At 60.9% G+C, this 25,767-nt stretch carries 32 protein-coding genes and 1 tRNA gene; 25 read left to right on the top strand and 8 right to left on the bottom strand.

Features of this window, described 5'->3' with window-relative positions; translation table 11 throughout:
- Nucleotides 1-269: 269 nt before the first annotated feature.
- The 8 genes from dnaN to GGQ67_RS17665 form a co-directional block, all read right to left on the bottom strand.
- On the bottom strand, nucleotides 270-1,439 hold the full coding sequence (gene dnaN, locus GGQ67_RS17630; protein ID WP_183901442.1) for a DNA polymerase III subunit beta: 1,170 nt from the start codon (nucleotides 1,437-1,439) through the stop codon (nucleotides 270-272).
- The gene (locus GGQ67_RS17635) at nucleotides 1,432-1,995 is read right to left on the bottom strand and encodes a hypothetical protein (protein WP_183901443.1); all 564 of its coding nucleotides are present in this window, start codon (nucleotides 1,993-1,995) and stop codon (nucleotides 1,432-1,434) included. Before GGQ67_RS17635 ends, dnaN begins: the two co-directional genes overlap by 8 nt.
- A complete protein-coding gene (locus GGQ67_RS17640) occupies nucleotides 1,992-2,339 on the bottom strand; it encodes a helix-turn-helix domain-containing protein (protein ID WP_183901444.1) in 348 nt (115 codons plus the stop codon). The genes GGQ67_RS17635 and GGQ67_RS17640 overlap by 4 nt, the downstream gene beginning before the upstream one ends.
- Entirely contained in the window at nucleotides 2,339-2,644 is a 306-nt protein-coding gene (locus tag GGQ67_RS17645; RefSeq protein WP_210279694.1) for a hypothetical protein, read from the bottom strand. The genes GGQ67_RS17640 and GGQ67_RS17645 overlap by 1 nt, the downstream gene beginning before the upstream one ends.
- Nucleotides 2,644-2,823 carry a hypothetical protein gene (locus GGQ67_RS17650; protein WP_183901446.1) on the bottom strand — a complete coding sequence of 60 codons (180 nt, stop codon included), beginning with the start codon at nucleotides 2,821-2,823 and terminating at the stop codon, nucleotides 2,644-2,646. The genes GGQ67_RS17645 and GGQ67_RS17650 overlap by 1 nt, the downstream gene beginning before the upstream one ends.
- Nucleotides 2,823-3,002, bottom strand: a complete 180-nt coding sequence (locus tag GGQ67_RS17655) for a hypothetical protein (protein WP_183901447.1) — start codon at nucleotides 3,000-3,002, stop codon at nucleotides 2,823-2,825. The genes GGQ67_RS17650 and GGQ67_RS17655 overlap by 1 nt, the downstream gene beginning before the upstream one ends.
- A 75-nt stretch (nucleotides 3,003-3,077) precedes the next feature.
- Nucleotides 3,078-3,269 (bottom strand): hypothetical protein, encoded by a 192-nt coding sequence (locus GGQ67_RS17660; protein WP_183901448.1) that lies wholly within the window; start codon nucleotides 3,267-3,269, stop codon nucleotides 3,078-3,080.
- A 271-nt stretch (nucleotides 3,270-3,540) separates the two neighbouring features.
- On the bottom strand, nucleotides 3,541-4,323 hold the full coding sequence (locus GGQ67_RS17665) for a S24 family peptidase (protein WP_246400228.1): 783 nt from the start codon (nucleotides 4,321-4,323) through the stop codon (nucleotides 3,541-3,543).
- Between GGQ67_RS17665 and GGQ67_RS17670 the strand changes: the two genes are divergently transcribed.
- The 25 genes from GGQ67_RS17670 (at nucleotide 4,322) to GGQ67_RS17790 (ending at nucleotide 25,766) form a co-directional block, all read left to right on the top strand.
- The gene (locus GGQ67_RS17670; RefSeq protein ID WP_183901449.1) at nucleotides 4,322-4,567 is read left to right on the top strand and encodes a hypothetical protein; all 246 of its coding nucleotides are present in this window, start codon (nucleotides 4,322-4,324) and stop codon (nucleotides 4,565-4,567) included. The genes GGQ67_RS17665 and GGQ67_RS17670 overlap by 2 nt on opposite strands.
- An 89-nt stretch (nucleotides 4,568-4,656) precedes the next feature.
- Nucleotides 4,657-4,735 (top strand) — tRNA-Met (locus GGQ67_RS17675).
- Nucleotides 4,736-4,858: 123 nt separating this feature from the next.
- Entirely contained in the window at nucleotides 4,859-5,350 is a 492-nt protein-coding gene (locus GGQ67_RS17680; protein WP_183901450.1) for a hypothetical protein, read from the top strand.
- Entirely contained in the window at nucleotides 5,350-5,580 is a 231-nt protein-coding gene (locus tag GGQ67_RS17685) for a hypothetical protein (RefSeq protein WP_183901572.1), read from the top strand. Before GGQ67_RS17680 ends, GGQ67_RS17685 begins: the two co-directional genes overlap by 1 nt.
- Nucleotides 5,580-7,334: a hypothetical protein gene (locus GGQ67_RS17690; RefSeq protein ID WP_183901451.1), complete on the top strand. Its 1,755-nt coding sequence runs from the start codon at nucleotides 5,580-5,582 to the stop codon at nucleotides 7,332-7,334. Before GGQ67_RS17685 ends, GGQ67_RS17690 begins: the two co-directional genes overlap by 1 nt.
- Nucleotides 7,331-7,633 carry a hypothetical protein gene (locus tag GGQ67_RS17695; protein ID WP_183901452.1) on the top strand — a complete coding sequence of 101 codons (303 nt, stop codon included), beginning with the start codon at nucleotides 7,331-7,333 and terminating at the stop codon, nucleotides 7,631-7,633. Before GGQ67_RS17690 ends, GGQ67_RS17695 begins: the two co-directional genes overlap by 4 nt.
- Nucleotides 7,627-9,486 (top strand): DNA cytosine methyltransferase, encoded by a 1,860-nt coding sequence (locus GGQ67_RS17700; RefSeq protein WP_425503797.1) that lies wholly within the window; start codon nucleotides 7,627-7,629, stop codon nucleotides 9,484-9,486. Before GGQ67_RS17695 ends, GGQ67_RS17700 begins: the two co-directional genes overlap by 7 nt.
- The gene (locus tag GGQ67_RS17705; RefSeq protein ID WP_183901453.1) at nucleotides 9,483-10,730 is read left to right on the top strand and encodes a helix-turn-helix domain-containing protein; all 1,248 of its coding nucleotides are present in this window, start codon (nucleotides 9,483-9,485) and stop codon (nucleotides 10,728-10,730) included. Before GGQ67_RS17700 ends, GGQ67_RS17705 begins: the two co-directional genes overlap by 4 nt.
- Nucleotides 10,714-11,406, top strand: a complete 693-nt coding sequence (nusG, locus tag GGQ67_RS17710) for a transcription termination/antitermination protein NusG (RefSeq protein ID WP_246400229.1) — start codon at nucleotides 10,714-10,716, stop codon at nucleotides 11,404-11,406. Before GGQ67_RS17705 ends, nusG begins: the two co-directional genes overlap by 17 nt.
- A 288-nt stretch (nucleotides 11,407-11,694) precedes the next feature.
- Entirely contained in the window at nucleotides 11,695-12,228 is a 534-nt protein-coding gene (locus tag GGQ67_RS17715; protein WP_183901454.1) for a hypothetical protein, read from the top strand.
- Nucleotides 12,229-12,397: 169 nt separating this feature from the next.
- Nucleotides 12,398-13,027, top strand: a complete 630-nt coding sequence (locus tag GGQ67_RS17720; protein ID WP_183901455.1) for a winged helix-turn-helix domain-containing protein — start codon at nucleotides 12,398-12,400, stop codon at nucleotides 13,025-13,027.
- Nucleotides 13,027-15,024: a phage terminase large subunit family protein gene (locus tag GGQ67_RS17725; RefSeq protein ID WP_183901456.1), complete on the top strand. Its 1,998-nt coding sequence runs from the start codon at nucleotides 13,027-13,029 to the stop codon at nucleotides 15,022-15,024. Before GGQ67_RS17720 ends, GGQ67_RS17725 begins: the two co-directional genes overlap by 1 nt.
- Nucleotides 15,024-15,233, top strand: a complete 210-nt coding sequence (locus GGQ67_RS17730) for a phage head-tail joining protein (RefSeq protein ID WP_183901457.1) — start codon at nucleotides 15,024-15,026, stop codon at nucleotides 15,231-15,233. Before GGQ67_RS17725 ends, GGQ67_RS17730 begins: the two co-directional genes overlap by 1 nt.
- Before the next feature lie 95 nt (nucleotides 15,234-15,328).
- Nucleotides 15,329-16,717 carry a phage portal protein gene (locus tag GGQ67_RS17735; RefSeq protein WP_183901458.1) on the top strand — a complete coding sequence of 463 codons (1,389 nt, stop codon included), beginning with the start codon at nucleotides 15,329-15,331 and terminating at the stop codon, nucleotides 16,715-16,717.
- Nucleotides 16,680-18,707: a ClpP-like prohead protease/major capsid protein fusion protein gene (locus tag GGQ67_RS17740; protein ID WP_183901459.1), complete on the top strand. Its 2,028-nt coding sequence runs from the start codon at nucleotides 16,680-16,682 to the stop codon at nucleotides 18,705-18,707. The genes GGQ67_RS17735 and GGQ67_RS17740 overlap by 38 nt, the downstream gene beginning before the upstream one ends.
- An 83-nt stretch (nucleotides 18,708-18,790) precedes the next feature.
- Nucleotides 18,791-19,123, top strand: a complete 333-nt coding sequence (locus GGQ67_RS17745) for a DUF2190 family protein (RefSeq protein WP_183901460.1) — start codon at nucleotides 18,791-18,793, stop codon at nucleotides 19,121-19,123.
- 2 nt (nucleotides 19,124-19,125) lie between these two features.
- Entirely contained in the window at nucleotides 19,126-19,530 is a 405-nt protein-coding gene (locus GGQ67_RS17750; protein ID WP_183901461.1) for a hypothetical protein, read from the top strand.
- Between the two features lie 6 nt (nucleotides 19,531-19,536).
- A complete protein-coding gene (locus GGQ67_RS17755) occupies nucleotides 19,537-20,262 on the top strand; it encodes a hypothetical protein (protein ID WP_183901462.1) in 726 nt (241 codons plus the stop codon).
- A gap of 15 nt (nucleotides 20,263-20,277) precedes the next feature.
- A complete protein-coding gene (locus GGQ67_RS17760) occupies nucleotides 20,278-20,436 on the top strand; it encodes a hypothetical protein (RefSeq protein ID WP_183901463.1) in 159 nt (52 codons plus the stop codon).
- 4 nt (nucleotides 20,437-20,440) lie between these two features.
- Nucleotides 20,441-21,919 carry a hypothetical protein gene (locus tag GGQ67_RS17765; protein WP_183901464.1) on the top strand — a complete coding sequence of 493 codons (1,479 nt, stop codon included), beginning with the start codon at nucleotides 20,441-20,443 and terminating at the stop codon, nucleotides 21,917-21,919.
- A gap of 56 nt (nucleotides 21,920-21,975) precedes the next feature.
- The gene (locus GGQ67_RS17770) at nucleotides 21,976-22,350 is read left to right on the top strand and encodes a phage tail tube protein (protein WP_183901465.1); all 375 of its coding nucleotides are present in this window, start codon (nucleotides 21,976-21,978) and stop codon (nucleotides 22,348-22,350) included.
- A gap of 2 nt (nucleotides 22,351-22,352) precedes the next feature.
- A complete protein-coding gene (locus GGQ67_RS17775) occupies nucleotides 22,353-22,727 on the top strand; it encodes a hypothetical protein (protein WP_183901466.1) in 375 nt (124 codons plus the stop codon).
- A gap of 58 nt (nucleotides 22,728-22,785) precedes the next feature.
- Nucleotides 22,786-24,678 (top strand): phage tail tape measure protein, encoded by a 1,893-nt coding sequence (locus GGQ67_RS17780; protein ID WP_183901467.1) that lies wholly within the window; start codon nucleotides 22,786-22,788, stop codon nucleotides 24,676-24,678.
- Between the two features lie 6 nt (nucleotides 24,679-24,684).
- The gene (locus GGQ67_RS17785) at nucleotides 24,685-25,146 is read left to right on the top strand and encodes a DNA circularization N-terminal domain-containing protein (RefSeq protein WP_183901468.1); all 462 of its coding nucleotides are present in this window, start codon (nucleotides 24,685-24,687) and stop codon (nucleotides 25,144-25,146) included.
- Nucleotides 25,143-25,766: a hypothetical protein gene (locus GGQ67_RS17790; RefSeq protein WP_183901469.1), complete on the top strand. Its 624-nt coding sequence runs from the start codon at nucleotides 25,143-25,145 to the stop codon at nucleotides 25,764-25,766. Before GGQ67_RS17785 ends, GGQ67_RS17790 begins: the two co-directional genes overlap by 4 nt.
- Nucleotide 25,767 lies beyond the last annotated feature (1 nt).

Below are 25,767 nucleotides of genomic sequence, written 5' to 3' on the forward strand. Positions count from 1 at the left end.
GGTCGACGGCATCCTGTCCGAACTGGAACTGACGCTTTCTTGCCTGAAGGCATCGGGCATCGCATCGCCCAAGGTCGCGGTCGCCGGCCTCAATCGATCAACGGGTGATGGGGGCTCGTCTTCGATGACGGCAACCTGGCCGGCGTAGAACGCGCGAAGCATCTGGCCGCGCGTCCATAGCGGTTCGCCGGATGCGCTTGTCGTATGTACCGGCTGTCGCGACAGGTAGCGCTCAGCGACTTCGATGGTCTTCTCTGAGTGGCTCATGTCTACACCCTCATCGGCATAACGACGCGGATCACATCCTTGTCTTCGTCTGTGAGCGTTATGGGGGCGCCCGCATCGGTCATGCCGATGCTGATCTCGCCGCCCTGGCAGCTCTTGAGCATGTCGGCCATGTACCGGCTGTTGAAGCCGATCTCTGACATCCCGTCCGGCCATGCCGCCGAGGTGACGACCTTGGCGCTGCCAGCGTCGGGGTTCTTGGTTTCAAGATGCAGGCGACCGTTGATGCCGTGCAGCCGGATCGCGGGGCCGCGCCAGTTGCCGATTGCAGTGGCCTGGCGGAGTGCGACAAGCATCTCCTCCCGGCGGATGTCGATCCGATGGTTTTGGTTGCTCGGAATGACGCGATCGAAATCCGGATAGGTGCCGTCGATCAGCTTTGTCCGGATCGTCACCGCTGGCGCGGTGATGTCCAGCATGGTTTCGACGATGGCATTACCCTTACCGATCGAAAAAATCTCAATGTCGGCGCCATCAAGAAACGTTGTGAGAACGCTCACGGTCTTTCGCGGGAGAATGTACGAGAAGGCCTCGCCTGTCTCGTTGCCATCGTACCTGCATGTCGCAAGACGATGTCCGTCCGTGGCGGTCAGGCGCTTACCCTGTGGCTTTGCGGACCAGTTGATGCCATTCAGGTAGTACCGGGTTTCCTTGGTCGAAATGCAATTCGATACCTTTTTGAGCATCGCCGGGAACTGGCCGTTCGTAAACCGCTCAATGCGCTGCATCCGGTCGCCGAGCAGTTCTGGAAAATCGGCTGCATCCACTGCGGGGATATCGTACGAGGCCTCGCCGACAGTGATTTCAACGGCCCTGTCCTGCCGCTGACGTCCCTTGCCATTGTCGCGCTCGACGCGTTTGGGAGCTATGCGCAGCGGCGTGGTCCCCGCTGCTGCGGCGACGTTAGCAAGATCGCGCGCCGCTATGCAGGTTGACCACTCGCCAGCGCCGTCGATCTCGTCCACCTCGATTGAGACCAAGATATCAAGGTCTGTCGCACCGATGACCAGGCCCTTTGGCCCAAAAGTAAGCTTCACCGTGTTCAATACCGGAATGGTGTTGCGGACCTCGACGATCGCATTGGCGAACTTCATCGCCTTCGCCAACACCTTGGCCTCAATGCTCACAAAGTCCGTAATGCTTGCTTCAGCCATTGTTGTGTCCTCTCCAGGCTTCGAATTCGGCGCGCAGATCAAGCCAGCGATTGCGGGCGCCTGCGTCGTGGTTGAGTTCACTGCGCTTGTCGACGCGCAGCAGCTGGCGCACGCTGACGGCAATGCGCTCGCCGTCCGTCACGTCCGCGACACCCTTCTTCTCGGTGAGGAAGCGGCGAAACAGTTGGTTGTTGCACTTCATGGCGCATTCAGCCGCGTGATCTTTCGGACGCGGCTCGCCTGTCCGCGCACGGCGCTCGGCCTGCTGCGGGTCTTCCGTCGGCTGCAGTCTGCGGATTTCGGCGAAGGATGCCTCGATGATCGCCACCATCGCGCGAAGTAGCACCGGCGCCTTGATCATCAGGCGACGGTCGTCAAAGCTGCAATCGCTCTTGATGATGGCGATCGGCAAGACCTCGCCGTTGATCCGGTCGTTGACGCAGATCTCGGCGCAGTGGTCGGTCATGTTGTAGGTTTCCGACCACTCCTCGCTGACCAGCCCGGCAAGTTCTCGGGCTTCGGGGAGGAGTTTGCGGGCGAGATCGAGCTGCATCATGCCGCGATCTCCGCCAGTCCACGGTCGCGCAGGTCGGCGACGTGCATCGAGATCTTCGGCAGCGACAGGCAACGGATCGTCGTGCCGCCGTTCTCGCCAGCCACCATCTCGCGGACGTAAACGATGCGATCCGATTTGATCGTGATGCTTTCCCTCACGGGGTGACGAGTTATGCGCTGCGCCGGGCTGCTGCGGCGGGGCGCGAGCTGCGCGATGCCATAACGGTGGAACGTGATGCGAACGGTATCCGGATGGACACCATAGCGATCGGCGATCTGGCCACGGGTCATGCCGGCGGCGACGTGCGCCTTCAGCACGCTTGCATCTGGAAGACGAACACCCATCAGCCTTGCTCCCGTTCGGCGCGGCGGGCGCGCAGGATCTGGCGCAGCTCCGTGTCGTCGCCGCCATGGGCGGTCAACGTCAGAAGATCCAGCAGTGCCTCCTCGATCGCCACCGATGCGAGATCGAAGTTCTGTTCGCGGTCACCATTGCAGAGCGCGGCGTCGAGCATGTGGCTGCTGGCGTCGGCGACATGGCCTATCGCGCTGCGCAGGCGACCTTCTGCGTGGGCAACTGTTGTCTGCGGCTCTGGCCGGGCAACCGGTGGCACGACTGTCAGACGGGGGGGTAGGTGGATGACGTTCATCACATGTGTCTCCAGGGTGAGTGCTCGCGCTCGTCGTCGACGGCAATCGGGCAAGACTTCGATTTGAGGCGCGCGACCAGCGATCCGGCCCGGCCAAGAAGGATTGCAGCCGCGACCAAGAGGCCGGCGGTAAAAGCCGCGGCGGCTGAGCCGAGAATAATGAGGAGGTCGTCCAGCATCACACGCGGCTCGCGATATCGGCGGCGTGCTGCATCTGGACCAAAACCGAGCAGGTGCCGACGAAGAGGCCGATGAAAAGAGCCGTCGCGAGAATTCCGAGATCGCGGACATTCCGACGGCGATTCTCTTCGGCCTGTTCCGCTGACTGCGTCATGATTTCAATGGTGATGTGCTGCATGGCGGGTGCTCCATCCGTTTCGGAGCCCGCTCGCCGCGAGGGGTGGCGCGACAAGCGGAAACCGAAGCGGATGCTTCAGGCGGCTTCGGCCATTTCGTGCAGGCGGATCATCTCGGCCACGGCGGCTGCATTGCGCCCCTGGCTTTCAACGCTGATGCCGGCGGCGACGAGTTCCTTGTCGGTCATGGCGCCGCGCTCTTGGTAGAGTCGGAACATGGTGTCGCGGTCTTCACGATCCGCGTCGGTGACGTTGTCGTTCGTGTTCATGGGGTTCTCCACTCTCCCGATGACGCCGCCGCCCTATGACGAGGAGAAGGGCGGCGGCGCTGCCATTGCGGCAATCCGGCTGAGGGAGGAAGTTGACCGGATGGGGAATGGATATGCGGAAACCAATCCGCAGTCAAGAGGATTGAGGAATGCATTCCGCACATTGTGAGTTGACCGTGAAGATGCCCTTCCTCAGAGCGCCCGTGATTCGCAACAAAAAACCCGGCGGAGCAGGCTGCTCGGCCGGGTTGGTTCGTTGGGTCTTGGCGACTTAGACGCCGTAAATTTCGTTGGGCGTCAGCACTTTGTGGATGTGGACCACGGTGGATCGAGCGATCTGAACCTCGGCTTTCGGATTGTGCTTCTGGATCACGATCCACTCTGCGGTTCGTTTCAGCAGGATGCCGAGCGTTGCTTCGAAATGGCCCTCGGCGCTCTGTTGCACCTGGATAACGACGGCGTCGCCGGTCCGTACAGGCTTATCGGGATTCACGAAGAGCAGGTCGGCCGGCCAGAATTGCGGCACCATTGATTCGCCCTCAACGTAAAGCGAGTAGATGTTCTTCGCATGCATCAAAGTAGGTGGACGCCTCACATAATCAACAGGATCGCCCATCTGAAGCTGAAACGCGCCTTTCAGATGAGAACCCGCAGCAGTTCCCATCACGGGCACGTCCTTGGGCATTTCGTAGGGCAGAGGCATTGTGACGCTTGCCGCCCGAATATCATTGGAGCGCGTGACAGGATTGGGTTGCGATCCGTCCTCAGATAACAACCATTGCTCGGTCGTTTCAAGCGCGATTGCAAGTTTGCGGATCGTTGGAAGCGTGGGCGTCAGGCCGGGATCTTCCAAAATCTTGCGCACGGTCGCCCGATCCAGTCCGCCTTTTATCGCGGTGCTGGAAGGGTTTAGGTTAAGGATCTTCATCCGCTCCTGAATGCGGTCTTGAATGGTTCTGGCCATGAGCGGAATTCTATCCGCGGCTTGTGGAAAAGTCATGCGGAACGAAATCGCTTGACTTTGCGGAATCTGATCCGCATTTTCTGTCGTCATGACACTTCGAGAACAACTCATAACGGTCTCCGATATCTTTGCGCAGGCTCGCGGCATTGGCCGGCAGCGCTTGTCGACGATTGTGCTGAACCGAGGGTCCACGTTGGATCGCATCGCTGATGGCGACAGCGATCTAACTACCGGGACCTTCGAGAAGGCGATGCTGTATTTCTCGGATAACTGGCCTGAAGGCGCTGACTGGCCCGCGAGCGTTCCTCGCCCGGTTGCCGAGGAGGCCGCATGAACATTCTCTCCCAGACGCGCGATCATGATGTTCGCGCCAACTCGCGCCGGACTGGCGGACCTTCACCGTCCGGCGCGCTTTCTCTTCCCGGCAGGGTGGGCAAGTCCGGTCTAAGCCGCGTGGCTCATAACCACGATATCGCAGGTTCGAATCCTGCCCCTGCAACCAGTTTTGTATTCGCTCAGGCATCCGGCCCTCCGTGATCGGTAACTGACTGGGTTTTCGCAACTTCGAGTGTTTCCCACCACGGGAAAAACCGCCCGGATTTCCCGGCGCGGGAAAGGATTTGTCATGTCTTCAGATGCATGGTTCCACCGGGTCAAGGCTGCGCAGCGCGACCTGATTAAGCTGGTCGGCGGTATCGCTCGGGCCGCTGAGATATCCTCGATCTCGGAAAGCCATATCGGGCGCATGAACAACGCGCGCGACACCGACCTGATGCCGCTTTCCGTCGTGTACGCCCTCGAAACCGACTGCGGCGTTCCAGTAGTCACGCAGGCCATGGCGGAGCTGAGCGGGCGGCGCCTCTCCGACCCTGACGCCGAGCATAAGGCCAACGTCAATGTCCTGACGTCTTACTCGGAGCTGATGCACAAGGCGGCAGCTCTGATGGCGACAGGGGCAACGGCAATGGCGGACGGCATCGTCACTCCAGCCGAAGCGCACTCAATGGACCGCGACGCGGCATCGTTTGAGCGCGGCATATCTCAGTTTCGCCAGGCGCTCGCCGTCATCAAGGCGACGGGAAGCGCTCGCGCTGGTCTGCAAGTGGTGGGGGAATGATGGTGACCGATCCCGGCCTCACTGGCTCCAGCCTGCGTCTTTTGTATCGCGTTCGGCTCCACGCCCGGCAAAACCGCCGGGCGTATCCGCTTTCGCTGCATGCCGATCGCCACGCGGTGGGAAGGGCAGTGGAGGGCGGCTATCTCGCGCGGCTCAATGACGATCCGCATTTCGTTACCGTGACCGAGAAGGGCGAAGCCTATCTCGACCGATTGATGAGGGCTGAGTGATGGAGCACCCGAAACTCGGCCCGACGCAGGCCTTGATCATGCATCGCGCGCTCGACGAGGCCGGCGGATTTTCGGTCGTTGTCGGTCCACCACGAGAGTGCAAGGCCGCTCGCCTCCTCAACAGCAAGGGCTTTCTCTCCCGAGACAAGGTTCGCGCCGATCTCTATTTCGCCACGGGCAAGGCAAAGGCCGCGTTTGCAGGCTGGGTTTATCAGCCGGACGTAGATAGCGGCGTGATTGTCGAGACGATCGCACCTGGCGAGACGGTGACGCAGTTACAGGTGGTCGGCGGTGCGTCCGACCTGGCGATCATAATTCGCCGTGCGCAAGGCCTCTTCGACGACGGCGACTACGATGCCGCGATGATGCTGGCCTCGGGCGCCTATGATCAGGCCAAGGCGGCGGCGGGATACGCTCGGCGCATGCAGGCGAGCGAGCAGCTTATATCGAAAGCGCTGCGGATGCAGGCGGACGCGCTGCTGATAGAAAGCCGCGCGAAGATGGCGCTCGCTGACGAATACGATCATGCGCAGGCGGCCGGGCTGGTGGCCGTACAGGGCAGGCCGAAAAAGGTTTCCGACGAAAACCTTTTCCGACTTGAGGATGTTGGCCTCTCGAAAGCCAAGGTCTTCGAAGCGCGCAAACTGCGAGACGCGGAAGTGCGCGAGCCGGGCTTTATCGAGCGCGTCGTCGAAACGCGCGTCGCCGAGGGGCTGGAGCCTAGCCGCGCCGTTCTCAAGAAAGAGGCCGGGCATGCGATCGGCACGAAGTCTGCCAGCAAGGATGAGCGCGGCGATCAGCTCTACGAGACGCCCGTCGAGGCAACCAGGACGCTTCTGGCGCTCGAAAGCTTCTCGGGGATCGTGAAAGAGCCGGCGGTCGGTCGCGGCGCGATCCTGCGTGTTCTCGAAGATGCCGGCTATGACGTTCTGATCTCGGATCTGCGCGATCGGGACGTTGTGACGCGCGATGGCGAGCTGCAGCAGGTGGGCGATTTCCTGCACTCGCAGCCCGGCGATACTGAAGGAACCGATATCGTCACCAACCCGCCTTACGGCGACGTGGCAAACGCTTTCCTCGCGCACGCGCTCAAGGTGCACAAGCCACGCAAGATGGCGGCGCTTCTGAACCTCAACTTCATGTGCGGTTTCGAAGATCCAGACCGCGTCTTCCTGATGCACGATAACCCGCCGAGTCGCGTCTATGTCTTTTCCCGTCGCTTGCCGATGATGCACCGGGACGGGTGGGATGGGCCGAAGGCAAGCAGCCAGATGAATACCGCCTGGTTCGTCTGGGAGCGGAACGACGAGGGCTTCTATGGCCTCGGCAATGGAACGTTCGAAACGATCCGCGTCGACTGGCAACGATATCAGTCGGCTCCGCTTCTGGCGCCTGGTGTAGGCGGCCATGCTGGCCCGATCGTCTTCGACTATCTCGACGACGAGGACTACACGCGCACCACGCCGCGCAAGTCGCTCGACGAGCGGATAGAGGAAGAGTTCATGCGCGCCATCCTATGGATGAAGCACCTGGAGCCCTTCGATATCGTCAAGTTTCGCCAAGGCGTCGGCCTGCGAACCAGTGTTGCCACGGCGTTGATCGACACCTTCGTGGCGGAAGGGCTCGTCGAGCCTGCCGGCGATGGCGCGTGGATGGCCTCCGGCAAGGGCATCAACATGATCGCGACCGTGGGCGCCGTCGAAGGCGTCAAGGCGCTGAGGGCCGGTAGGACGCTCGACGAGGCTTTCGCATGACGGGCATGCTGCCGATCGTCGAACTGCTGGCGGATGCCGGCACGCATCAGGAGCGAGCGGACTGGCTGTTCGCCTGCCCATACGCGGTGATGTACCGCGAACACATGACCATCCGGCGAATCCTGCAGGGCGCAGGGCTTCTCGCGGGCGTGGGCTATCTCGACGCCGTCGTGTCGCTGGCATCTGCCAAGCGGCTGGCTGATGGCGGACTTCCACAAACGATTGTCCTGCAGGTGCATATCGCCGCGCAGGACCTCAGGGCGGCGGCGCGTGCGGGTGCCGAGGGGGCAGAATGCTGAGGGAAACCTTGTTCGAAGGGATGTCCGTCGACGACATCTATGATTTCGCGGAAAAGAAGGGTTGGGGCAATCCGATCATCATCGACAGCTTCGCCGGCGGCGGCGGGGCTTCGACGGGTATCGAGCAGGCGCTTGGACGTTCGCCCGACTACGCGATCAACCACAACGCCGATGCGTTGGCGCTGCATGCTGTCAATCATCCCGAGACGATCCACCTGTCGGAGAACGTCTATCGTATCGATCCGCTCGACTACCTGCGTGGCAAGCACATCGGGCTCGCCTGGTTCTCGCCGGACTGCAAGCACTTCTCCAAGGCCAAAGGCGGCAAGCCTGTATCGCGCAACATCCGAGACCTCTGCTGGATCATTCCCGGCTGGATCGAGCGTATCCAGCAGAGCGGCGGCAAGGTCGACGTCGTGATCATGGAGAACGTCGAGGAGTTCAAAGACTATGGTCCTTTGATCCAGACCGCGAAAGGCGAGCGGCCCGATCCGGAGCGAAAGGGCGAAACATACCAGAAATGGTGCAAGAAGCTGCGGCAGCTCGGCGCGCGAATGGAGAGCCGCGAACTGCGCGGGCGTGACTATGGCGCTCCTACGATCCGTAAGCGGCTGTTCATCATCATGCGTTTCGATGGACAGAAGATCGTATGGCCAGAGCCGACGCACGGCTCGCCCGACGATCGTGACGTCGTCGCCGGTCGTAAGCTGCCGTGGCCGATTGTCGCCGACTGCATCGACTACAGCATTCCATGCCCATCGATCTTTGATACCGCCGACGAGATCTGGGACAAGCTTGGGCTGCGGGCAAAGCGTCCGATAGCTGCTGCGTCGCAAGCGCGTGTCGCGCGCGGATTCGATAGGTTCGTGCTGCGGGCGAAGCGGCCGTTCCTCGTCGCGATGAACGATAACCTGACGGTGCCGTCGATCCAGCGCTTCAACACCGGAGCGACGGGCGTTGCCATGGATGGGCAGTTCCCGACCGTCACCGCAAACAGCTACATCAAGCGTCCCGGCGGCGCGGCGCCGTTGGGCCTGCTCGCTCCCGTTTTGACCTATGCACAACAGGGCGGCGCTTGCCGGCCGATGGATGGCCAATCGCACACCATCACCGCCAGCAAGAAAGACCAGAACTCGGTGATGGTCGGATACATGGCCCAAGCGAACAACGACAGTCGACGGATCGGCGGCGTAAATCCCGGCCGCCCGCTGGACGAGGCGCTTTCGACCGTCACACAAACCGGAAGTCATCAGCAGCTCGTCTCCGCGTACATAGCTCGCGACTTTGGGACTTCGACGGGGCATAGCGTGCTGGAACCTTCCGGCACGATTATGCCAGAGGGCCAAGGCAAAAGCCGCCTCATCATGCCGTATCTTTCATCGTATTATGCGACGGGAGAAGGATCGCGAGCCGACGAAGCGATGCGTGTCGCTACCGTGAAGCCCCGTCACGCACATGTTGAGGCGATTGTTTCCGTTCCGCCATTCACCGAGGCGCAGGCCCCGCGGGCGCGGCAGGTTGCCGACTTCCTGCGCGAGCACGGCGTCTGGGATGACAGCGAGTTCGTCACAATCGAGGTTGATGGCGTCACCTTCGTGGTCGTCGACATAGGCATGCGAATGCTGACCCCGCGCGAGCTGTACAACGCGCAGGGCTTCCCGAACGGCTACCGCATCGACGGATACTTCGATCAGGAGCGGATAGGCCATAACGGCGGCCCGCTCTGGGTGCCATTCTCCAAGGAGGTGCAGGTTTCCTGCGTCGGCAACAGCGTCTGCCCGCCGGTAGCTCGGGCGCTTGTCGCGGCCAACTGCAACCACCTCGCGGTGCAGGATGAAAGGATCGCGGCATGACCGGGCCTCGCCTTTCCATCATCCCCGGCTGGATCATCACCGACCCTCGTCTGAAGGGCAAGGATCTGCAGGTGCTGTGCATGCTCGGCCGCAATGCCAACACGCGGCACGGCTGGTGCCGGCGCAGCCAGGTGCAGCTTGCAAAGGCGCTCGATTGCTCGCGCTCTACGGTGCAGGCGGCGATAAACCGCCTCGTCGAGATCGGCGCTGTCGAGCGCCGTGAGGTCGTCGAGAAAAGCGGTCGTGATAGCGCGCATTGGTATCGCGTCATCTATGATTCCAGCGTCGATAGCTCTGCGTTTGACGCATGGGACGAGCAAGACGAAAAGGAATTTGATCCTAATTCAGAAGCGTCTGGCGACACCCCCCCTGCCGGTATATCGGCAGGGCCTGCCGACTCTGGACAGGCAGGGCCTGCCGACTCTGGACCGGCACCTATTAACGCCTCTACCTTAACGCCTCCTGATAAACGAGAAGAGAGAGAGCGCGAGCGATCTGCAAATCAGGAAGATGATCCTGCTGCTGTGGAGAAGGCGTTCAAGCGATTTTTCATCGGTTGGAAGACGGCGATTAGCGATAGCGAGCCTGATGCACGCCGCGTATGGGCGTCACTTTCCGCCGAGCAGCGGAAAACGGCTGAGGCCAGATCAGCGGATTACCAGGCGGCAGCACTATCGAGTGGACGAAAGCACCTTTGCTCGGCTGCAACATACCTCCGGGAAGAGCGTTGGGAAAAGCTGCAGGATGTCGCCGTGCAGGCGCAAGCGACCGCGCCGGAGCTTTACACAGCCTATTCGAGGGCTGGTCGTGGACTGTTGCTCGCTGAGCTGCTGCGGCCGATCCGATATCTGCAGCTCGACGCGCTGGAGGAAATGATCGTTCGCCAGAAGCCAGAGAAGGAGGATCTGATCTGGCGGGACAAGAGGGAAAAGAAGGGCTGGCCTGAGGCCGTCAAGCTCATCGAGACCACAGTAGAGCGGCGCAAGTTTCCAGTTCCGCAGCGCATTGTCGCGCTGTCTCAGGACTTCGACAAGGTGATGGTCGGCGGGCCGGAATGGCAGGCATGGCAGCGGCTCCACCAAGCCAGATGCTGGCCGTGGCTACCTGCGCCGGAAAAGTTGGACTGGATGCAGTTCCCGCGCTTGTCGCCAGATATCGATGATCTCGACGAGGCGTGCGAGCGGGCAGTGAAAGACTTCGAGAATGCACTGGGCATGGAGCGGGACAATGACGATGCAAGGTAAAATGACGGGGAAGAAGATCCGCTACCGACCTATGACGGAGGCCGAGTTGTCGGCGGAAGAGCGTGAGCGCATCCACTGGCGCTGCACGCGGACTGACCGAATCGCGCGAATCGCAGCGGAAAAGCTGCGGGCAGCATCCAAGGAAAAGATCAAAAAGGAGCCGAAAATGGCTAAGTGGTACTGCTTGCGTGTCGAAAGCGGTCGGGAATTCGCTGTGGAAAAGTCCTTGGCTGATGCAAATGTCGAAGTCTTCATGCCGACCGAGAAGATGGTTTTCGTGCGCAAGGGGCGGCGTCTGGAGACCGTGAAGCCGTTTCTGCGGTGCTATATTCTGGTGCGTTGCGTCGGTACGGCTGAAGCTTTCCATGCTCTTTCGAGCGTCAAAGACGTGCTCGATATTGTTGGTGGAGCGTCTGGGTATCACGTGGTAGCCGACGCGGATGTTGAACGTTTCAAGGCGCTTACGACCAAGAGTGAAATCCCTTACGTTAAGACCGACAAGTCGATGAAGGATGGTGATACCGCCGAGATCACTGATGGCCCATTCGCCGGATTCAGCTGCCTCGTGGTAGCGGTGAAATGGTGCCGACAGGCAAAGGCAAAGGTGGTGATCGACGTCGCGGGCAAGGCCTTCGAGATCGAGAGCATGCCTCTTGCTTTCCTGAAAAAGTCGTGACAGCTATTGTCGCACTGGACGAGCCGGACAAGCAAACCCTCTGATCTCATCGCTGGACGATGTGGAGAGCAGGCCAAAAGCCGCAGGGAACATTGCAGCCGACCCCAGCCTTGACCGCCTCCTCTTCGAGGCACCGATTCAAGGCCGGTGCTACTGCTATGATCTTCTGATTGCCAAGGCGACCCAATGCGGTCGCCTTTTTCGTATCTGGAGTATAGGCATTGTTTCCGACCGATGGAGGCTACCATGATCGGGCGGCTGTAATGGTCGCAGGCTTGGGACTAAACGATGACGGAAGTTATCTTTGACGCATCCGAGATCGAGCAGCTCGGCCGAGCGATCGGAAAGCTGCCGGGGGAAATTAAGGCCAAGGCGATGGCAAGCGCCATGCGACGGATGACGCAAATGGCAAGGACGCAGGTCATCAAGCAGAGTGCCTTGCGCACCGACCTTCCGCCAAGTCGCGTTCGACGGATTACGACCGCTCATTTCAATGCTGGTGGCAACACGATTGAGGTTGTCGAAAAGTCTGGCTGGATACCGCTCTACGATCTCGGGCCGCGTCAAACGAAAACCGGAGTGACGACGCGCTATCGCGGATCATATGCCTCGGCCTTTATTGCTCGTATGGGCAACGGACATGCAGGTGTCATGAAGCGCGCCGGCAAGGCGCGCATCCCGATCCGCGAACTGTTCGGTCCTAACCCGGCACACGACGTTACGAACAACCCCGACGAGTTCATCAAGGTCTTGGCCTCGATCATCGAAGACCACCTTGCTCCTCGCGTCCTTCATGAGATCGGGCGACTGTTGCCGGGCTGACCCATCGGCCGGGTCGGCCGACCCAGACCCCCTCCCGGCACCCCCACCCCCCCTTCGGGTCCTCCCCAGACACCCGCCCCCTGCGGGCCGGGACGACCCCGAGATTTCGCTAGTGACGGCGGCCAAAAAGCTGACCTGACAACCCTGACAATGGGACTGACAACCTGACATGAGCGATCTCGTCTCGCAAATGGAAGCGATGCCGGACGGCCACTGGGTCAGTGTGTCGGACCTCGCCAAGATGAAGGGCATCAGCCGGCAGACTGCCAGCGAGAAGGTGGCCAAGCTGGAGAGCGAAGGCCGCCTGTCGACGCGGAAGAATGGCCGGCTCCGGATGGTTGAGCTTGCGACCTATGACCGTCTCGTCGGCCAGGTCGGAGACGCGGCCCGCGAGATCGGCGCCGCGACGAAGAAGGGCAGCGACGAAAACTCAGGCAGCGGCGGAGCGCTGCGCGACGCGCAGACGGAAAAGGCGAAATACGAGACACGCCTGAAGGCTCTCGATTTCGCCGAGCGAAGCGGCCAGGTCGTGCCGCTCAAGGGTGAGCACGGGATAGAGGGCGCGCTGATCAAGGTTTGCGATCATGTCGTTCGAGATCTCGGCATCCCCATGCAGTGGATCGACGAAATCATGGAGGCGGCCCGCAAGGGCGAACCGCAGCTCCGCCGACTGATGCGCAACAAGATTGCCGAACAGCGCAAGACCGTGGCCGAACATCTCCTGGCCGTTTCTGGCGAAGCCGCGAGAGCGGAAGCGCAGGGCATCGATATCAACATCCACTTCGACGGTGACGACTAATGCATATCGCGCTGAAGCGCTCTGCTGTTGCAGTGATTGCCGCAGCGCTCGCGGCTGCGATCATGCCCCCGGAAAAGCTCGATGCCGTCGAGTACGCGCGCTCCAACGTCGTCGTTCCAGACGGTCCCCGCAGTGGTGACACCTGGGACGACAGCCTGACGCCGCATATTCGCGAACCGCTGCTCATGACCATGGTCGAGAGCGGGCACAACGAGATCGCGGTGCGGAAGTCGGCTCAGACCGGTTTCACGACCCTGCTGCTTTGCGCGGCTGCATATACGATCGCGCAGGACCCCTGCCGCATGATGATCGTGCAGCCCACGACCAACGCGCTCGCGGAGTTTAACCGCGAGAAGCTGACCGTCATGCTGCAACAGTCGGCGGCGCTGAAGCGGCTTGTGCGCGATCAAACCAGCCGTTCCGGTGAAGGTTCGACCGCACTCGCCAAACGCTTTCCCGGCGGTTCGCTGAAGCTGGCAATTGCCAATTCAGCAGCCGACCTTCGATCTTCGACGATCAAGAAAGCCTATTGCGACGAGATCGACGAGTATCCCGACGATCTCGACGGACAGGGCGACCCGTTCGGCATGATCGAGGCCCGTCAGGAATCGTTCCTGGCATCGGGCGATTGGTTTCGTGCCTATGTATCCACGCCCACGGTCAAGGGCTCGTCGAAGATCGACGACAAGTTTATGGCCGGCGACCAGCGTTACTGGAAAATGCCGTGCCCTGGCTGCGGTGCTGATTTCAAGTTCGAGTTCGATCGTCGCTACTTCAAGTTCAACGACGAGTTCCCTCACGATCCGTATTACGCGACCCCTTGCTGCGGCACTATCGTCCAAGGCCATGAGAAGGTTTCGCTCTATCGAAAGGGAAAGTGGGTAGCGGAAGCGTCGCGTCCCGGCGCCTATCCTTCCTACCATTTCGACGCGCTGACCTCTCCCTTCGTGCCGTGGGAGAAGATCGCGGAACGCTTCATCGCCTGCAACGGCGATCCGCAAAGGCTGAAGACGTTCTTCAACCTCACGCTCGGTCTGCCCTTCGACATGAAGGGGGACGCTCCCGACCATGTCAGGCTGATGGAGCGCCGCGAGGTTGGTTTAAGGCGAGGTCACATTCCGGCGCAGGGCATCGTTTTTGTCGGCACCGCAGACGTCCAGATGAACGGCATCTGGTATCTCTTCAAGGCGTGGGGGCCCGATCGCCAAAGCTGGCGCGTCGATGCGGGATATATCGAAGGCGCGACCGACGATCCGCATGGCGGTGCGTTCGTCAAGCTTGAGGAGCTGCGCAGCAAGGAGTGGCCAGATGCCTTCGGTCGCACCCGCAAGGTAGATGCCTTCGGGGTTGATACGGGTTATCGCAGCCACGTCGTCTACACCTGGTGCCGAGGTAAGGCAGGCGTATTTGCTCTCGACGGTCTCGACGGATGGTCCAGGCCTCCGATCGGCCAGCCGAAGCCGATGGACATCAATTTCAACGGCAAGCGCATTCGCAATGGCGTCATGCTGTGGGGTGTCGGCACCTGGTCAATCAAGGGTGCCTTCTACGCCAGCTTGCGCAAGGAAGGCCGCGCCGCCGGCAAGGATATCGATCCGCCTGGCTACTGCCATTTCGGCGACTGGATGGACGAGGTCTATTTCAAGCAGATCACGTCCGAATATCTCGGCGTCGAAAAGTTCAAGGGCCGGTCGCGACAGAAGTGGATACCGCGCGTCGGCTACGAAAACCACCTGCTCGATTGCGAGGTCTATGGCGAGGCGCTGGGAGATTACCTCGGTATCGCGCGCATGACGCCGGATGAGTGGCAGCGGCTGATCGCGATGCGCGGCGTACCGGAAGAGGCATTCAACGCCGATCTCTTCTCTCCTGTGCCGCTGATCGTGCAGACGCAGGCCGCGACAATGGCCAGCCAACCCACTGAGGGGGGCGCCGTAACAGCGGAAGAGCACAAGAAGACCAGCATGCGGAGCGGCTGGCTGCAAAGGAAACACTAATGGCTTGGTCTCAGACGGATCTCGATAGCATCGAGGCGGCAATCGCCACCGGCGCTAAGCGGGTTCGATATCAAACGCACGAGGTCGAGTATCAGGGCATCTCCGACATGCTCCGCGCTCGCGATGTCATCAAGGCGGCAATCGAGCCGGATTCCAATAGCGCGCGCACCACGGTGGCGCGATTTCATCGTGGGTTCCCATGCAGCTAAATCTCCTTGATCGCGCGATCATGGCTGTAGCGCCTCTTCGTGGACTGCAACGATTGCAGGCACGATTTCAGGCGCAGGCTCTTAATGATACTTTGATGAGCTATGATGCTGCGAGGGCCTCTCGGGCATCACAGGGCTGGCGGACGGTCGGCACAGACGCGAACGCCGAAATTCAGTTTTCGGCTTATCGGCTGCGCGAGATCTCCCGCGACATGGTTCGCAACAACCCGTTTGCTGCGCGTGGCGTGCAGGTCATCTCGGAAGGGATCGTCGGCGCCGGAATCATTCCAACGATCGAGACCAAGGTCGCCGGGATGAAGGCGCAGATGCAGGCGCTGGTCAATGAGCATTGCGATACCACCAAAATCGATGTTGATGGTCGCAACAACCTTTACGGCTTGCAAAGCCTCGCTGCTCGCAGCGTCGTCGAGGCCGGTCAGGTTTTGGTTCGGATGTTTCCGCGAAAGGCGGCGGATCGGCTTCCTCTTCCTTTCCAACTTCAGGTACTCGAAGCTGACTTTCTCGACACCAGCAAGGATGGCGCCCTCTCTGGTGGCGGCTTCATCCTGAATGGGATCGAGTTCACGGCGCAGGGGCGCAGGGTGGCTTACCACCTTTATCGCGAGCATCCCGGCAACATAGTCACGTTCCGTCTGCCTGAGAGCATTCGCGTCCCTGCCGAATATGTGGCTCACATATATCGGATGGACCGGCCGGGCCAAATGACCGGCGTCAGCTGGTTTGCACCTGTCATCCTGTCGATGCGCGATTTCGCCGACTACGAGGACGCGCAGCTCATTCGCCAGAAGATCGCCGCCTGTTTTACTGCCTTCATCACGAAGGCGGATGGCGGGATGAACTCGATGCTGGGCGCTACGAGCGGCAAGAGTGAAACAGATCTGCCCATAGAAGGCGTTGAGCCCGGTCTGATCATGCGCCTGGGTCAGGGGGAAGATGTTACGTTCGGTGTTCCGCCGCAGGTGGAGGGGTATCGGGATTTCTCCACGGTGACGCTTCATAAGATCGCGATTGGCCTTGGTGTCGACTACGCGAGCCTCACTGGCGATGCGAGCCAAGGGAACTTCTCTAGCGGCCGTATGGGTTTCCTACGTTTCAGCCGATCCATCGAGAATTGGCAGTGGAACATGATGGTCCCCTCGTTCTGCGATCCGGTCGGTGGTTGGCTTCTGGATGGGCTCGCCGTGCAGATGGGCCGGAGAATTCCGGCGAGAGTTACTCACACTCCGCCGCGTCGCGAGATGCTCGACCCAACGAAGGAGACGAAAGCGTCGATCGAGGCCATCCGAGGTGGATTGTCCTCGCGGTCCTCGGAGGTGCGCAAGCTCGGCTTCGATCCAATCGACCTCGACGCCGAAATCAAGGCGGACAACGACCGTGCGGATTCCCACGGTCTGACTTTAAGCAGCGACAGCCGGTATCCGGTGAGTGGTGTCGTCACACAGGAGATCAACAATGGGCAGTAAGCTTGTGAAGGATGGCGAACTCCATCTTTACGGCATGGTCGGTGGCGACTGGACTTGGGATGAAGACGGCATCCGAACAACCGGCTTCACCGACGAGCAGGTCATCGAGGCGCTGGGCGAATTGTCTGGCGACCTTGTTGTTCGCCTCAACACCGGCGGCGGCATCGCATTTCAGGGTATCGCCATCTACAACGCCATCAAGGCCTACGATGGCAAGGTTACGATCTACATCGACGCCTTGGCTGCTTCTGCCGGATCAGTGGTCGCCATGGCTGGCGATACGATCATCATGCGCCCTGGGTCCATGATCATGATCCATAATCCCGCCACCATCACTTGGGGAACCTCCGATGAACATCGGAAGGCTGCCGGTACGCTCGACGAGATCGCCGCTGCTGCCGCCGAGATCTATGCCGCACGTAGCGGGAAGCCAATCGCCGAGATCCTTTCCCTGATGGCGGAAGAAACATGGATGCGTGGGAATGTGGCCAGGTCTCTCGGATTCGCCGACGATGTCGAGGAGGCCGGGGAAACAATGTCGCTCCCCACCTTCAACTACAAGCTCTTCAAGCATGCTCCTCATGAGCTTGCTCTCAACCGCGCCGTGGCGGCTCCCGGCAATCCCGTAAAACCGGCACAAGCCGTCCAAACCATGGAGTTCGTTATGAATGCTCCCGCACCGGCCGCACCGGCCGCTGTCATCTCCGAAACGACGACCGCAAAGGATGTCACGCAGGACATCTTCGCGCGTTGCCGCTCGGCCAAGCTTTCGATGGAAGAAACCGACAAGGTGCTTGCCGAGGCGAAGGGCAACCCCGACACGGCGCGCGACCTGATCATCAACATGCTGGCCGATCGCGCTCCGCCTGAAACGATCAGCCACTCTCCGGCAACTGTGACCGCAGACGCCGGCGACAAGTTTGCGATCGGCGCCACCAAGGCATTGCTCCTCAAAGCTGGCGTTGCCGGTGGTGAGGCCAACGAGTTTTCGGGGATGACGATGCGTGAGATCGCGCGGCACTCCCTTGATCTTCGTGGCGAGAAGCCAACCTTCTCCGATCCGCTGATGATGGTCGGTCGCGCAATGCAGCCAGTTATGGCTGGCGGCATGCACACCACGTCTGACTTCGTGAAGATCCTGGCCAATGTCGCCAGCAAGTCCATGTTGCGCGGTTACGGCGAGGCCGAGGAAACCTACAGCGAATGGACGTCGAAGGGCGTTCTCACCGATTTCAAGCCGGGCAACCGCGTCGACACGGGACTGTTCCCGTCGCTGGCAAAGGTCGAGGAAGGCGCTGAATACAAGTACGCAACGATGAGCGATCGCGGCGAGACGATCCAGCTCGCTACCTACGGCAACATGTTCGCCATCAGCCGTCAGGCAATCATCAATGATGATGTCGGCGCCTTCTCTCGCATCCCGTTGAAGATGGGACGCGCGGCCAAGCGCACGATCGGCAACCTGGTCTATGCGGTTCTGACCAGCAACCCCGTCATGAGCGACGGCGTTCAGCTCTTCCATGCCACGCATAAGAACCTTTTGGCTGGCGCCGGCATCACTGCCGCGTCCATCAGTGCAGCCCGTGCGGCCATGGCTAAGCAGGCCGACGTCGATGGGATCGCTGCAGCCGGCCTGAACATTCGTCCGAAGTTCCTTCTTGTGCCGGTGGAGCTCGAAGACGATGCGGCGGTCTTGATGGCGTCGGAGTTCGACCCGTCGAAGACGCAGCGCGTACCGAACTCTGCGCGGAATGCAGCAACCGTAATCTCCGAGGCGCGTCTTTCCGCGAACTCGGCGGCGGCTTGGTACATGGCCGCTGATCCAAACTCCACGGATACGATCGAAGTCGCTTATCTGAACGGCGTCGAGACGCCGACGCTGGAGCAGAAGGAAGGCTGGGGCATTGATGGCGTCGAGTTCAAGGTACGCATCGATGCAGGCGTCAAGCAACTCGACTACCGTGGCCTGGTGAAGAACCCCGGTCAGTAAACGGCAGACCAGTAGCCGGCGGCATTTCAGCCGCCAGCATCGTTCACAGGCCGCCACGCGGCTAAATCCACGGGATTATCGCTATGAAAAACTATACGCAGAAGGGTGATGTGATCACCGTTGCGGCGCCCGCCGCAGTCACTTCCGGAAAGCTTGTCGTGATCGGCTCGTTGGTCGGCGTTGCACAGAAGGATGCGGCCAATGGTGCCGACGTTCCGATTGTCACCGAGGGGGTCATCCGGTACGCGAAGGTCTCGGCTCTCGCGATCGCTGTTGGCGACAAGGTCTACTATGACTCCACCAATGATCAGCTGAACAAGACGGCCTCTGGCAACACGCTCGTCGGCATTGCCGTCGTTCCGGCCGCAAATCCGTCGCCGACCGTGGAATTCAAACTCGGCGCGACCACGGTCTGATCATGGCGAACCTTTTCGAACGTCTGGCGGCCGTCAGTCGGCAGACGGCCGAGAGGGTGCACGGGAAGGCGGTTCGGATCTATCCGATCTCCGGAGACGATCCGAACGCCAGGCCGCGCCTGTCCGAAACCGAGATGCCTTACGACACATCGGCGCTGTTCTTCGAGAACACAATGATGGAGAGTGAGGCCCGCTCCCAGCCGCTGGCTGGCGGAAGTCGGCTTCTCGGTCGTTCTCTGCAGCGAACCGCCTCCATCCGCCTTGTCGACGGTATGCCGCTGCGAACCGGCTTCTTCGTGGAGCGGCTCGATGATGGTGAGTTCTTTACGATCGAGAGCTTCGATCCCGATGGCCTCGGTCACGTCATGGCGGTTGTTCCAAGCGCCAAGCGACCTTCTTCCCTGTGAGGTTTCATGCTCGCCCCTGACGCCTTGCGCCTCATCACCATCGAAACTCTTCGGCCAACGTCAGCAGTCCTCGCAAAGGGCGGGTTTCCGACTTTTGCCGGAAAGAACGTTCTCGACAGCCGCGCGGTGTCGACGCAGGACATCGACCACACGCAAGCCTACACGCCCGTTCTTTCGGTCCATACCGGCACCTCGACGAACACGTCGCGGGGAGCGCTGGCGGACCTGGAAGATTTCGAATGCGAATGCGTTCTCGATATCCGCGCCGAGTTGGCGATCGCAGCCGAAGAGGGCGGAACGGTCTATGCCGTACCGATGGCGGCGACGGATGCCGAGGGTGAACTTGTTCTGTCCGCCCTTTGCGCGCAGGTGCAATTCCTGCTGGAGAGGAGCGAGCGTGGCGTCGCCTGGCGTCGGATCGCGCCACGCGTGATCTCCCTCGAAGAAATGCCATTCGAGTTTCCCGACCTCGGATTGCGGTATCTGCGCAGGACAATGCGCTACCGCCTGCAGGTGCCGGGCGATCTGTTTCTCGCATCCGAAGGCGGCCTGCCTGAGCCGATGCGATCCATTTTCGAGGCCTTGCCGGAGCAGAGTTACGCCAAGGCAAAGCTTGCCGAGCTTGCCGGCTATTTTACTGCAGAGACAGCGCCGCCGCTGGAGCAGTTGGTGGGCGAAGTTCGGATCGGCGGCGAGCAACTTCAAATTGGCGTCGGCGAGACCGAGCCCTGACCTCAGGAGAAATCGATGACGAGGATTTATGTCGCGGCGGATGGCCGCGTGATCCCTGGCGGCTGGCCGGAAGACGGGCGGCCGATCAATGAACTTAGCCAGCTCGAACGCAACCTGGTGAGGGATGGCGACCTCGTCGAGGTGAAGCCCGCCAAGACCACCAAGAAGGATTAGACCTATGGTAGCCAACATCCCGAGCGATATCGTCGCTCCGCTTCTTGCCTTCGACGTGGAGTCGGCCGGGCAATTTACATCTGAAACGAAGATGATCCTTCTGGGTCACGGCCTTGCTGCCGGCTCCCTGGCAGAAGGCGGCATTTCGCTCTGCTCTAGTGTCAATGAAGCTCGCGCCCTTGCTGGCCGTGGTTCGATGCTCGAAAGCATGGCGATCCGGCTTTTCCAGAACGCGCCGAGCCAGGAGCTGTATCTTGGCCGCGTGGCCGATGCCGGAACGGCGGAGATCCGGACTGTCACCATCGGCGTCGTGCCGGCCAATGGTGGGCAGGGCGTCCTGCAGGTTGCCGGCGAGGATGTCTCGATCGAGATCGCCGCCGGCACATCCGCCAACGCCGTTGCCACGGCTCTGGCCGCTGCTGTCAACGCATACTTCAACGCCGCGACCAAGAAGAGCCTGCCATTCACGGCGACTGCCGCGACGAACGTTGTCACGCTGACGGCACGTCACAAGGGTGTCTATGCTTCGAAGCTCGACGCGTTCGTTCCGGTTATCGATGGCGGTAATGCGTTCAACGGCATCCTCACCTTCGCCACCACCACGCCCGGCGCCGGCGTGCCCGATGTCGCCACTATCCTCGCGGCGATGGGCGACGATCCCTTCGAAATCGTGGTCTCGGCGTTCGGTGACGACAGCAACCGCACGAAGCTCGACGACTTCCACAACAACACGGCGGGCCGCTGGTCTTACGCACAGCAGCTTTACGGCCATGCCTTCTATCCGAAGGCCGGCACGACGGCGGAACTGACGGCGTCGGCGCTGGCAAAGGATACCTGGCACCTGACGATGATCCCGATCCTGTCTAATTCGGGAATGGCAACGCCGGATTACGAATTTGTCGCAGCCGTGGTCGGGCGCATCGCAGCGTTGCTTGGCAGTGGCGCCGATGGCCGCGTATCGGTCAACCAGACCGGTCTCAAGGTCGAAGGCGTTCTGGCGCCGCGCGACCGCACATACTGGCCGGGTTACGCCACGCGGGACGCCTTCCTGAAGAATGGCGTTTCCGCCTGGAAGGTGAACACCAGCGGCGACGTCCTGATCGACAAGGTGATCACGCAGCAGCAGACGACGAACAACGTACCGGATACGGTGTTCCGCGACATCCAGGCGGTCTACCAGATCACCTATGCGCTGAAGTTCCACCGAACGGCACTCGCCAACGAGCATTCGAACAAGGCGATCGTCGATGACAATCCGGCCAACAATGCGAATCTTCGGACACCGAAGGACATCAAGGCCACGCTGGTGAATTCCACCGTGCAGCTGCAGATGCGCGGCGTCGTCGAGGCGTCTCAGGATCTGCTCGATCAGATCGCAGTGACGCGCGACAATGACAACCGCAATCGTGTCAACATCGTGCTGCCGATCGACCGGGCCAATCCGCTCGATATCTTCGCCGGCCTCGCCCGAGTCTACGCTTAACGGCAGGGCGGTTTCGCCCTCGCATCTCTCTTTTTCTTTTTTCAGGAGAAACTGCCATGGCTGGCAAGGATTTCGGCGGGCGCATGAGCGTCCGGCTTTCGAGCGGCAGCACGCTTGCGCTGCGCGGCACGTTCAACGTTTCCGGCGCGCGTGCGTCTTCGGAAGCGATTACCAACCAGGACGGGTCCATGGACCGCGCCTTCACGCCGCGTTCGCCGAGCGCGTCTATCAACTTCCGAGACGGCGATATCAGCGCCGACGATCTGATCGAGGCGCCGCGCCAGAACATCGTCATCAACGAGGAAAATACGGGCGTGACCCACCACTTCATCGACGCAGTGTTCACTGGCACCCCGGAAAGCAACCGGGTCAATGGTGAAGCGTCCGGCGTGACCATCGTAGGCGAGGCCTATCGCAAGACGGGCGGCTGACGATGGCACAGAAAACCATAAAGCTCTCTCAGCGCTACGAGCCACCCGGCGAAAAGCCGTTCGACAGCATCACGCTGCGGGAGCCGACCTATCAGGACATCATCATGTCCGGGCTAGGTTGGCCGCAGGAGTTGCAGCCGAACGGTCACGGCGGTTCGATGGTGGTGACGTACTTCTCCACCGTCGACGAATACGCGAAGCGGCTTGTCGTCTCGCCGGAATACAAAGATCTCGCCCATCTGTCCTTCCCAGATACCAACGATCTGCAGGACGCCATCTGCGGTTTTTTCCGCCTGGCGGTGCTGAAAGCTTCGTCAGCGCCGCAGACCAGTTCGTCTTCCGACTCCGATGGGACGCAGCAGCCGTCCAGCGGATGACGCTTCGCGAGTTGTCGTGGTGGGTGAGCCGCGCTATCGCATTCCGTAAGGGTTGATCATGACAACACGCGAAGTCGAAGCCCGGCTCAAGATATCGGCGGTCGATAAGACTGGCAGGACGTTCAAGAACGTGGCCGGGAAGATGACCGAGGTGAACAAGCAAGCGGCCGCCTTCAACAGGCAGCAGTCGATGCTCGGTAGATCGACCGCTGCCATGTATGCCGGTATCGCGCGGTTTGCTGCGCCGGCTGCACTTGCGTATGGCGCCAAGAAGGCATTGACGGATTTCGCAGCCGTCGAGCGTCAGATGAACCGGATCGGCATCACCGCCAACGCCAGCGCCGAAGAAACCAAGTCTGCCTTCACCGAGCTGAAGTCGACGACAAAGCAGCTTGCCCTGGGCGTCGAGGACGGCATCACCGCGCTCGACACGCTGGTTGCATCGGGTATGGACATGAAGGAAGCCATGGCCTTTCTTCCTTCCGTTCTAGCCACGGCGCAGGCATCCGGCGCAGCGACCGACGATATCGCCAATACCGCGATCAAGGCGGCCTCGGCTCTGAAGCTCGAAACCAGTCAGATGCAGCGGGCGTTTGACATCATGGTCGCCGGCGGCAAGGCGGGTCAGTTCGAGCTGAAGGACATGGCGACCTATATTCCCGACCTCGCAAACTCGTTTGCGTCGCTTGGGTATACTGGCGAAGATGGCCTCAAGAAGCTAGTGGCGATCCTCCAGACCATCCGTGAGGATACCGGCTCGGCGTCGTCAGCTGCGACCTATGCGGGGAATGTCTTCGGCAAGATCTATTCGGCCGACACCGCTAGCAAGTTCTCGAAGATGGGTATCGATCTCCGCAAGGAGATGGATGCTGCTCGGAAAAGCGGCGAGGATACCGTGGCCGCCTTCGTTCGCATCTCGAAGGAGGCGATCAAGGGCGATCTCAGCAAGCTGCCTCTGCTCTTCACCGACGAGCAGTTCCGTCTCGGCATGCAGTCTTTGATGACCTCAGCGGACAGCTACAAGAAGTTCATCGACACGGTGAATAGCTCGGAGGTCGATGGCACGGTCCTGCAGGATCTCAATCGCGTGACGGGTGACACGCAGGCCAGCATCGACAAGCTGTCGAGCAGCTGGGACAAGATGATGAACAGCCTCGGCAAGGGCGTTGCCCGACCGGCCGTGCCCGTGATGGATGCGATCTCGAAGGACGTCGATTACGGCAGCGCGGTGCGCGAAGCGCTCGGAAAGCAGGGCAAGGGCTATTGGGAAATCGAAACGTGGATGGCGATGAACCTGCCATTCGGCAGTTTTTCGCATAGCGCCGAAGCAGATCGCCTGGCGCTGACCGGCGGTTACCGCGATCCTGAATTTATTAAGCGGATGCGGCAAGGGCCGAACATGCCTCAAGGGCCGCAGCTTCCGGAATTTCCGGGTGGCGATCGTCATCTCGATCCGCGCAATCTTCCGAAAACGGGGGTGCCAGCACCTGGTTCTCGCCCATCCATGGCCACTGCGCCCAAGGTCAATCTGGCTGAAATCTACGGGCAGTATGCCGATAGCCGCAACTCGGCCGCTGGGTGGGAAAAGGCGAAGGCTGCGGGCATGCCCAGTGCGCCAAACCTGCAGTCCGATTTCTTCCGCATGCCATCAAAGGAAGAATTCAAGGATGCGCTGAAGATCGACCTCGGCGGTGACGAGGCCGGTCAAAAGGTCGCCGATGGCGGCAAGGAAGCCGGCAAGGCGATCGAGGACTCCGCCGCCTTCTTCAAGGTCGCGGGGTACGATGTCGGCGCTGCGATCTCCGCAGCTGCGGAAAAGCTCTCGGCGGCGGCGGGCCGTTTCAATTCGTTCGGTCCGGGAACCGCGAACGGGCCGCCCGGTGTCAATGCCAATACGGGCCGCTCGATGCCCACATCGGTCAACCGACCGATGAACGCAGGTATGGAGTAACGCTGCATGAGACATTGGCAGAGAGACCTTCGGCCCGCCAGCTTTCGCGGTATCCGCTTCTGGGTCGATCAGGACGCGCTGTCCGCAGGGAAGCGCATCGCGCGACATGAATATGCCGGTGGCCGGCGGACCGTTCTCGAAGAAGCTGGCCTGGCCACCAGCATCTATGACGTTACGGCCTATCTTCTCGGCGACGTGAGCGATCTACAGGTAGTGTCGTTGCAGACGGCGTGTCTCGCGGTTGGGCCGGGGAGGCTGGTGCTGCCGATCGATGGCGGCTTTATGGCCTATGTCGAAAACTTCAACCGATCGCGAGAGCGAGACCGGCAGGGCTATATAGCCTTCAGCTTTTCGGCCATTCCTCTCAGCAACGAGACCGGCATGACCCTCGGCTTGGCCGATGTCACCTTGGCTTACGTGACCGATATCGTTGACGCTGCCGCCGGATTGGAGAGGTTGTTTCGATGACTGTTGATCGAGATGCGCTGTGTTCCTGGCTGTCCGACCTTGCGGCCGTGATCGTCCAGGATGCTGATGACCTGTCGGATTTGGCGACGCGGATTGCCGCCGCGCCTAGCCTGTCGGCTGCGGCGTTTTCCACCGAGATCCTGTCTCTGATGCGGATCGTCGGCGAAAGCGTCACGTCGGTGGCAGGCTTCGATGGCCTGAAGGCTGGCAGTTTCGAGGAAGGCGACACCGAAGCGGCTGGCAAGATCCTGCTCGCTGTCGGTCTTTCGCTTGCTGGCGGGCGCGTGGAGTGGATCTCACGGCCGCAGGCAAGGGCAGGACGGGAGCGGATCTCGGCGGCCGGCGACGCCGCGCTTGCGGTTGTCTCGACGATCGGCGCCGATGCTGCGGATCTGTATGGCTGGCTTTCCCGCCTGGTGCAGATGTCAGTTCGGCTGGTGTCCGATCTTGCCGCCGATTTGGCGCCAGTTGGGCGCGTGGAAACGGGCATCTCAATGCCGTCCACGGTGCTCGCCTATAAACTCTATGGTGAGGCAGGTCGCGCCGCAGGCCTCGTCGACATCGCCGGATCATCGACACCGATGTTGATGCCGATCGGCTTCGATGCGCTGGAAAACTGAC

The sequence above is a fragment of the Rhizobium metallidurans genome (assembly GCF_014196505.1).
GTDB lineage: Bacteria > Pseudomonadota > Alphaproteobacteria > Rhizobiales > Rhizobiaceae > Rhizobium > Rhizobium metallidurans.

What these genes read in the sequence shown, in the direction of transcription:
- dnaN (WP_183901442.1), bottom strand. Translation starts at nt 1,439, where the DNA reads ATGGCTGAAGCAAGCATTACGGACTTTGTGAGCATTGAGGCCAAGGTG.
- GGQ67_RS17635 (WP_183901443.1), bottom strand. Translation starts at nt 1,995, where the DNA reads ATGATGCAGCTCGATCTCGCCCGCAAACTCCTCCCCGAAGCCCGAGAA.
- GGQ67_RS17640 (WP_183901444.1), bottom strand. Translation starts at nt 2,339, where the DNA reads ATGGGTGTTCGTCTTCCAGATGCAAGCGTGCTGAAGGCGCACGTCGCC.
- GGQ67_RS17645 (WP_210279694.1), bottom strand. Translation starts at nt 2,644, where the DNA reads ATGAACGTCATCCACCTACCCCCCCGTCTGACAGTCGTGCCACCGGTT.
- GGQ67_RS17650 (WP_183901446.1), bottom strand. Translation starts at nt 2,823, where the DNA reads ATGCTGGACGACCTCCTCATTATTCTCGGCTCAGCCGCCGCGGCTTTT.
- GGQ67_RS17655 (WP_183901447.1), bottom strand. Translation starts at nt 3,002, where the DNA reads ATGCAGCACATCACCATTGAAATCATGACGCAGTCAGCGGAACAGGCC.
- GGQ67_RS17660 (WP_183901448.1), bottom strand. Translation starts at nt 3,269, where the DNA reads ATGAACACGAACGACAACGTCACCGACGCGGATCGTGAAGACCGCGAC.
- GGQ67_RS17670 (WP_183901449.1), top strand. Translation starts at nt 4,322, where the DNA reads ATGACACTTCGAGAACAACTCATAACGGTCTCCGATATCTTTGCGCAG.
- GGQ67_RS17665 (WP_246400228.1), bottom strand. Translation starts at nt 4,323, where the DNA reads ATGACGACAGAAAATGCGGATCAGATTCCGCAAAGTCAAGCGATTTCG.
- GGQ67_RS17680 (WP_183901450.1), top strand. Translation starts at nt 4,859, where the DNA reads ATGTCTTCAGATGCATGGTTCCACCGGGTCAAGGCTGCGCAGCGCGAC.
- GGQ67_RS17685 (WP_183901572.1), top strand. Translation starts at nt 5,350, where the DNA reads ATGGTGACCGATCCCGGCCTCACTGGCTCCAGCCTGCGTCTTTTGTAT.
- GGQ67_RS17690 (WP_183901451.1), top strand. Translation starts at nt 5,580, where the DNA reads ATGGAGCACCCGAAACTCGGCCCGACGCAGGCCTTGATCATGCATCGC.
- GGQ67_RS17695 (WP_183901452.1), top strand. Translation starts at nt 7,331, where the DNA reads ATGACGGGCATGCTGCCGATCGTCGAACTGCTGGCGGATGCCGGCACG.
- GGQ67_RS17700 (WP_425503797.1), top strand. Translation starts at nt 7,627, where the DNA reads ATGCTGAGGGAAACCTTGTTCGAAGGGATGTCCGTCGACGACATCTAT.
- GGQ67_RS17705 (WP_183901453.1), top strand. Translation starts at nt 9,483, where the DNA reads ATGACCGGGCCTCGCCTTTCCATCATCCCCGGCTGGATCATCACCGAC.
- nusG (WP_246400229.1), top strand. Translation starts at nt 10,714, where the DNA reads ATGACGATGCAAGGTAAAATGACGGGGAAGAAGATCCGCTACCGACCT.
- GGQ67_RS17715 (WP_183901454.1), top strand. Translation starts at nt 11,695, where the DNA reads ATGACGGAAGTTATCTTTGACGCATCCGAGATCGAGCAGCTCGGCCGA.
- GGQ67_RS17720 (WP_183901455.1), top strand. Translation starts at nt 12,398, where the DNA reads ATGAGCGATCTCGTCTCGCAAATGGAAGCGATGCCGGACGGCCACTGG.
- GGQ67_RS17725 (WP_183901456.1), top strand. Translation starts at nt 13,027, where the DNA reads ATGCATATCGCGCTGAAGCGCTCTGCTGTTGCAGTGATTGCCGCAGCG.
- GGQ67_RS17730 (WP_183901457.1), top strand. Translation starts at nt 15,024, where the DNA reads ATGGCTTGGTCTCAGACGGATCTCGATAGCATCGAGGCGGCAATCGCC.
- GGQ67_RS17735 (WP_183901458.1), top strand. Translation starts at nt 15,329, where the DNA reads ATGAGCTATGATGCTGCGAGGGCCTCTCGGGCATCACAGGGCTGGCGG.
- GGQ67_RS17745 (WP_183901460.1), top strand. Translation starts at nt 18,791, where the DNA reads ATGAAAAACTATACGCAGAAGGGTGATGTGATCACCGTTGCGGCGCCC.
- GGQ67_RS17750 (WP_183901461.1), top strand. Translation starts at nt 19,126, where the DNA reads ATGGCGAACCTTTTCGAACGTCTGGCGGCCGTCAGTCGGCAGACGGCC.
- GGQ67_RS17755 (WP_183901462.1), top strand. Translation starts at nt 19,537, where the DNA reads ATGCTCGCCCCTGACGCCTTGCGCCTCATCACCATCGAAACTCTTCGG.
- GGQ67_RS17760 (WP_183901463.1), top strand. Translation starts at nt 20,278, where the DNA reads ATGACGAGGATTTATGTCGCGGCGGATGGCCGCGTGATCCCTGGCGGC.
- GGQ67_RS17765 (WP_183901464.1), top strand. Translation starts at nt 20,441, where the DNA reads ATGGTAGCCAACATCCCGAGCGATATCGTCGCTCCGCTTCTTGCCTTC.
- GGQ67_RS17770 (WP_183901465.1), top strand. Translation starts at nt 21,976, where the DNA reads ATGGCTGGCAAGGATTTCGGCGGGCGCATGAGCGTCCGGCTTTCGAGC.
- GGQ67_RS17775 (WP_183901466.1), top strand. Translation starts at nt 22,353, where the DNA reads ATGGCACAGAAAACCATAAAGCTCTCTCAGCGCTACGAGCCACCCGGC.
- GGQ67_RS17780 (WP_183901467.1), top strand. Translation starts at nt 22,786, where the DNA reads ATGACAACACGCGAAGTCGAAGCCCGGCTCAAGATATCGGCGGTCGAT.
- GGQ67_RS17785 (WP_183901468.1), top strand. Translation starts at nt 24,685, where the DNA reads ATGAGACATTGGCAGAGAGACCTTCGGCCCGCCAGCTTTCGCGGTATC.
- GGQ67_RS17790 (WP_183901469.1), top strand. Translation starts at nt 25,143, where the DNA reads ATGACTGTTGATCGAGATGCGCTGTGTTCCTGGCTGTCCGACCTTGCG.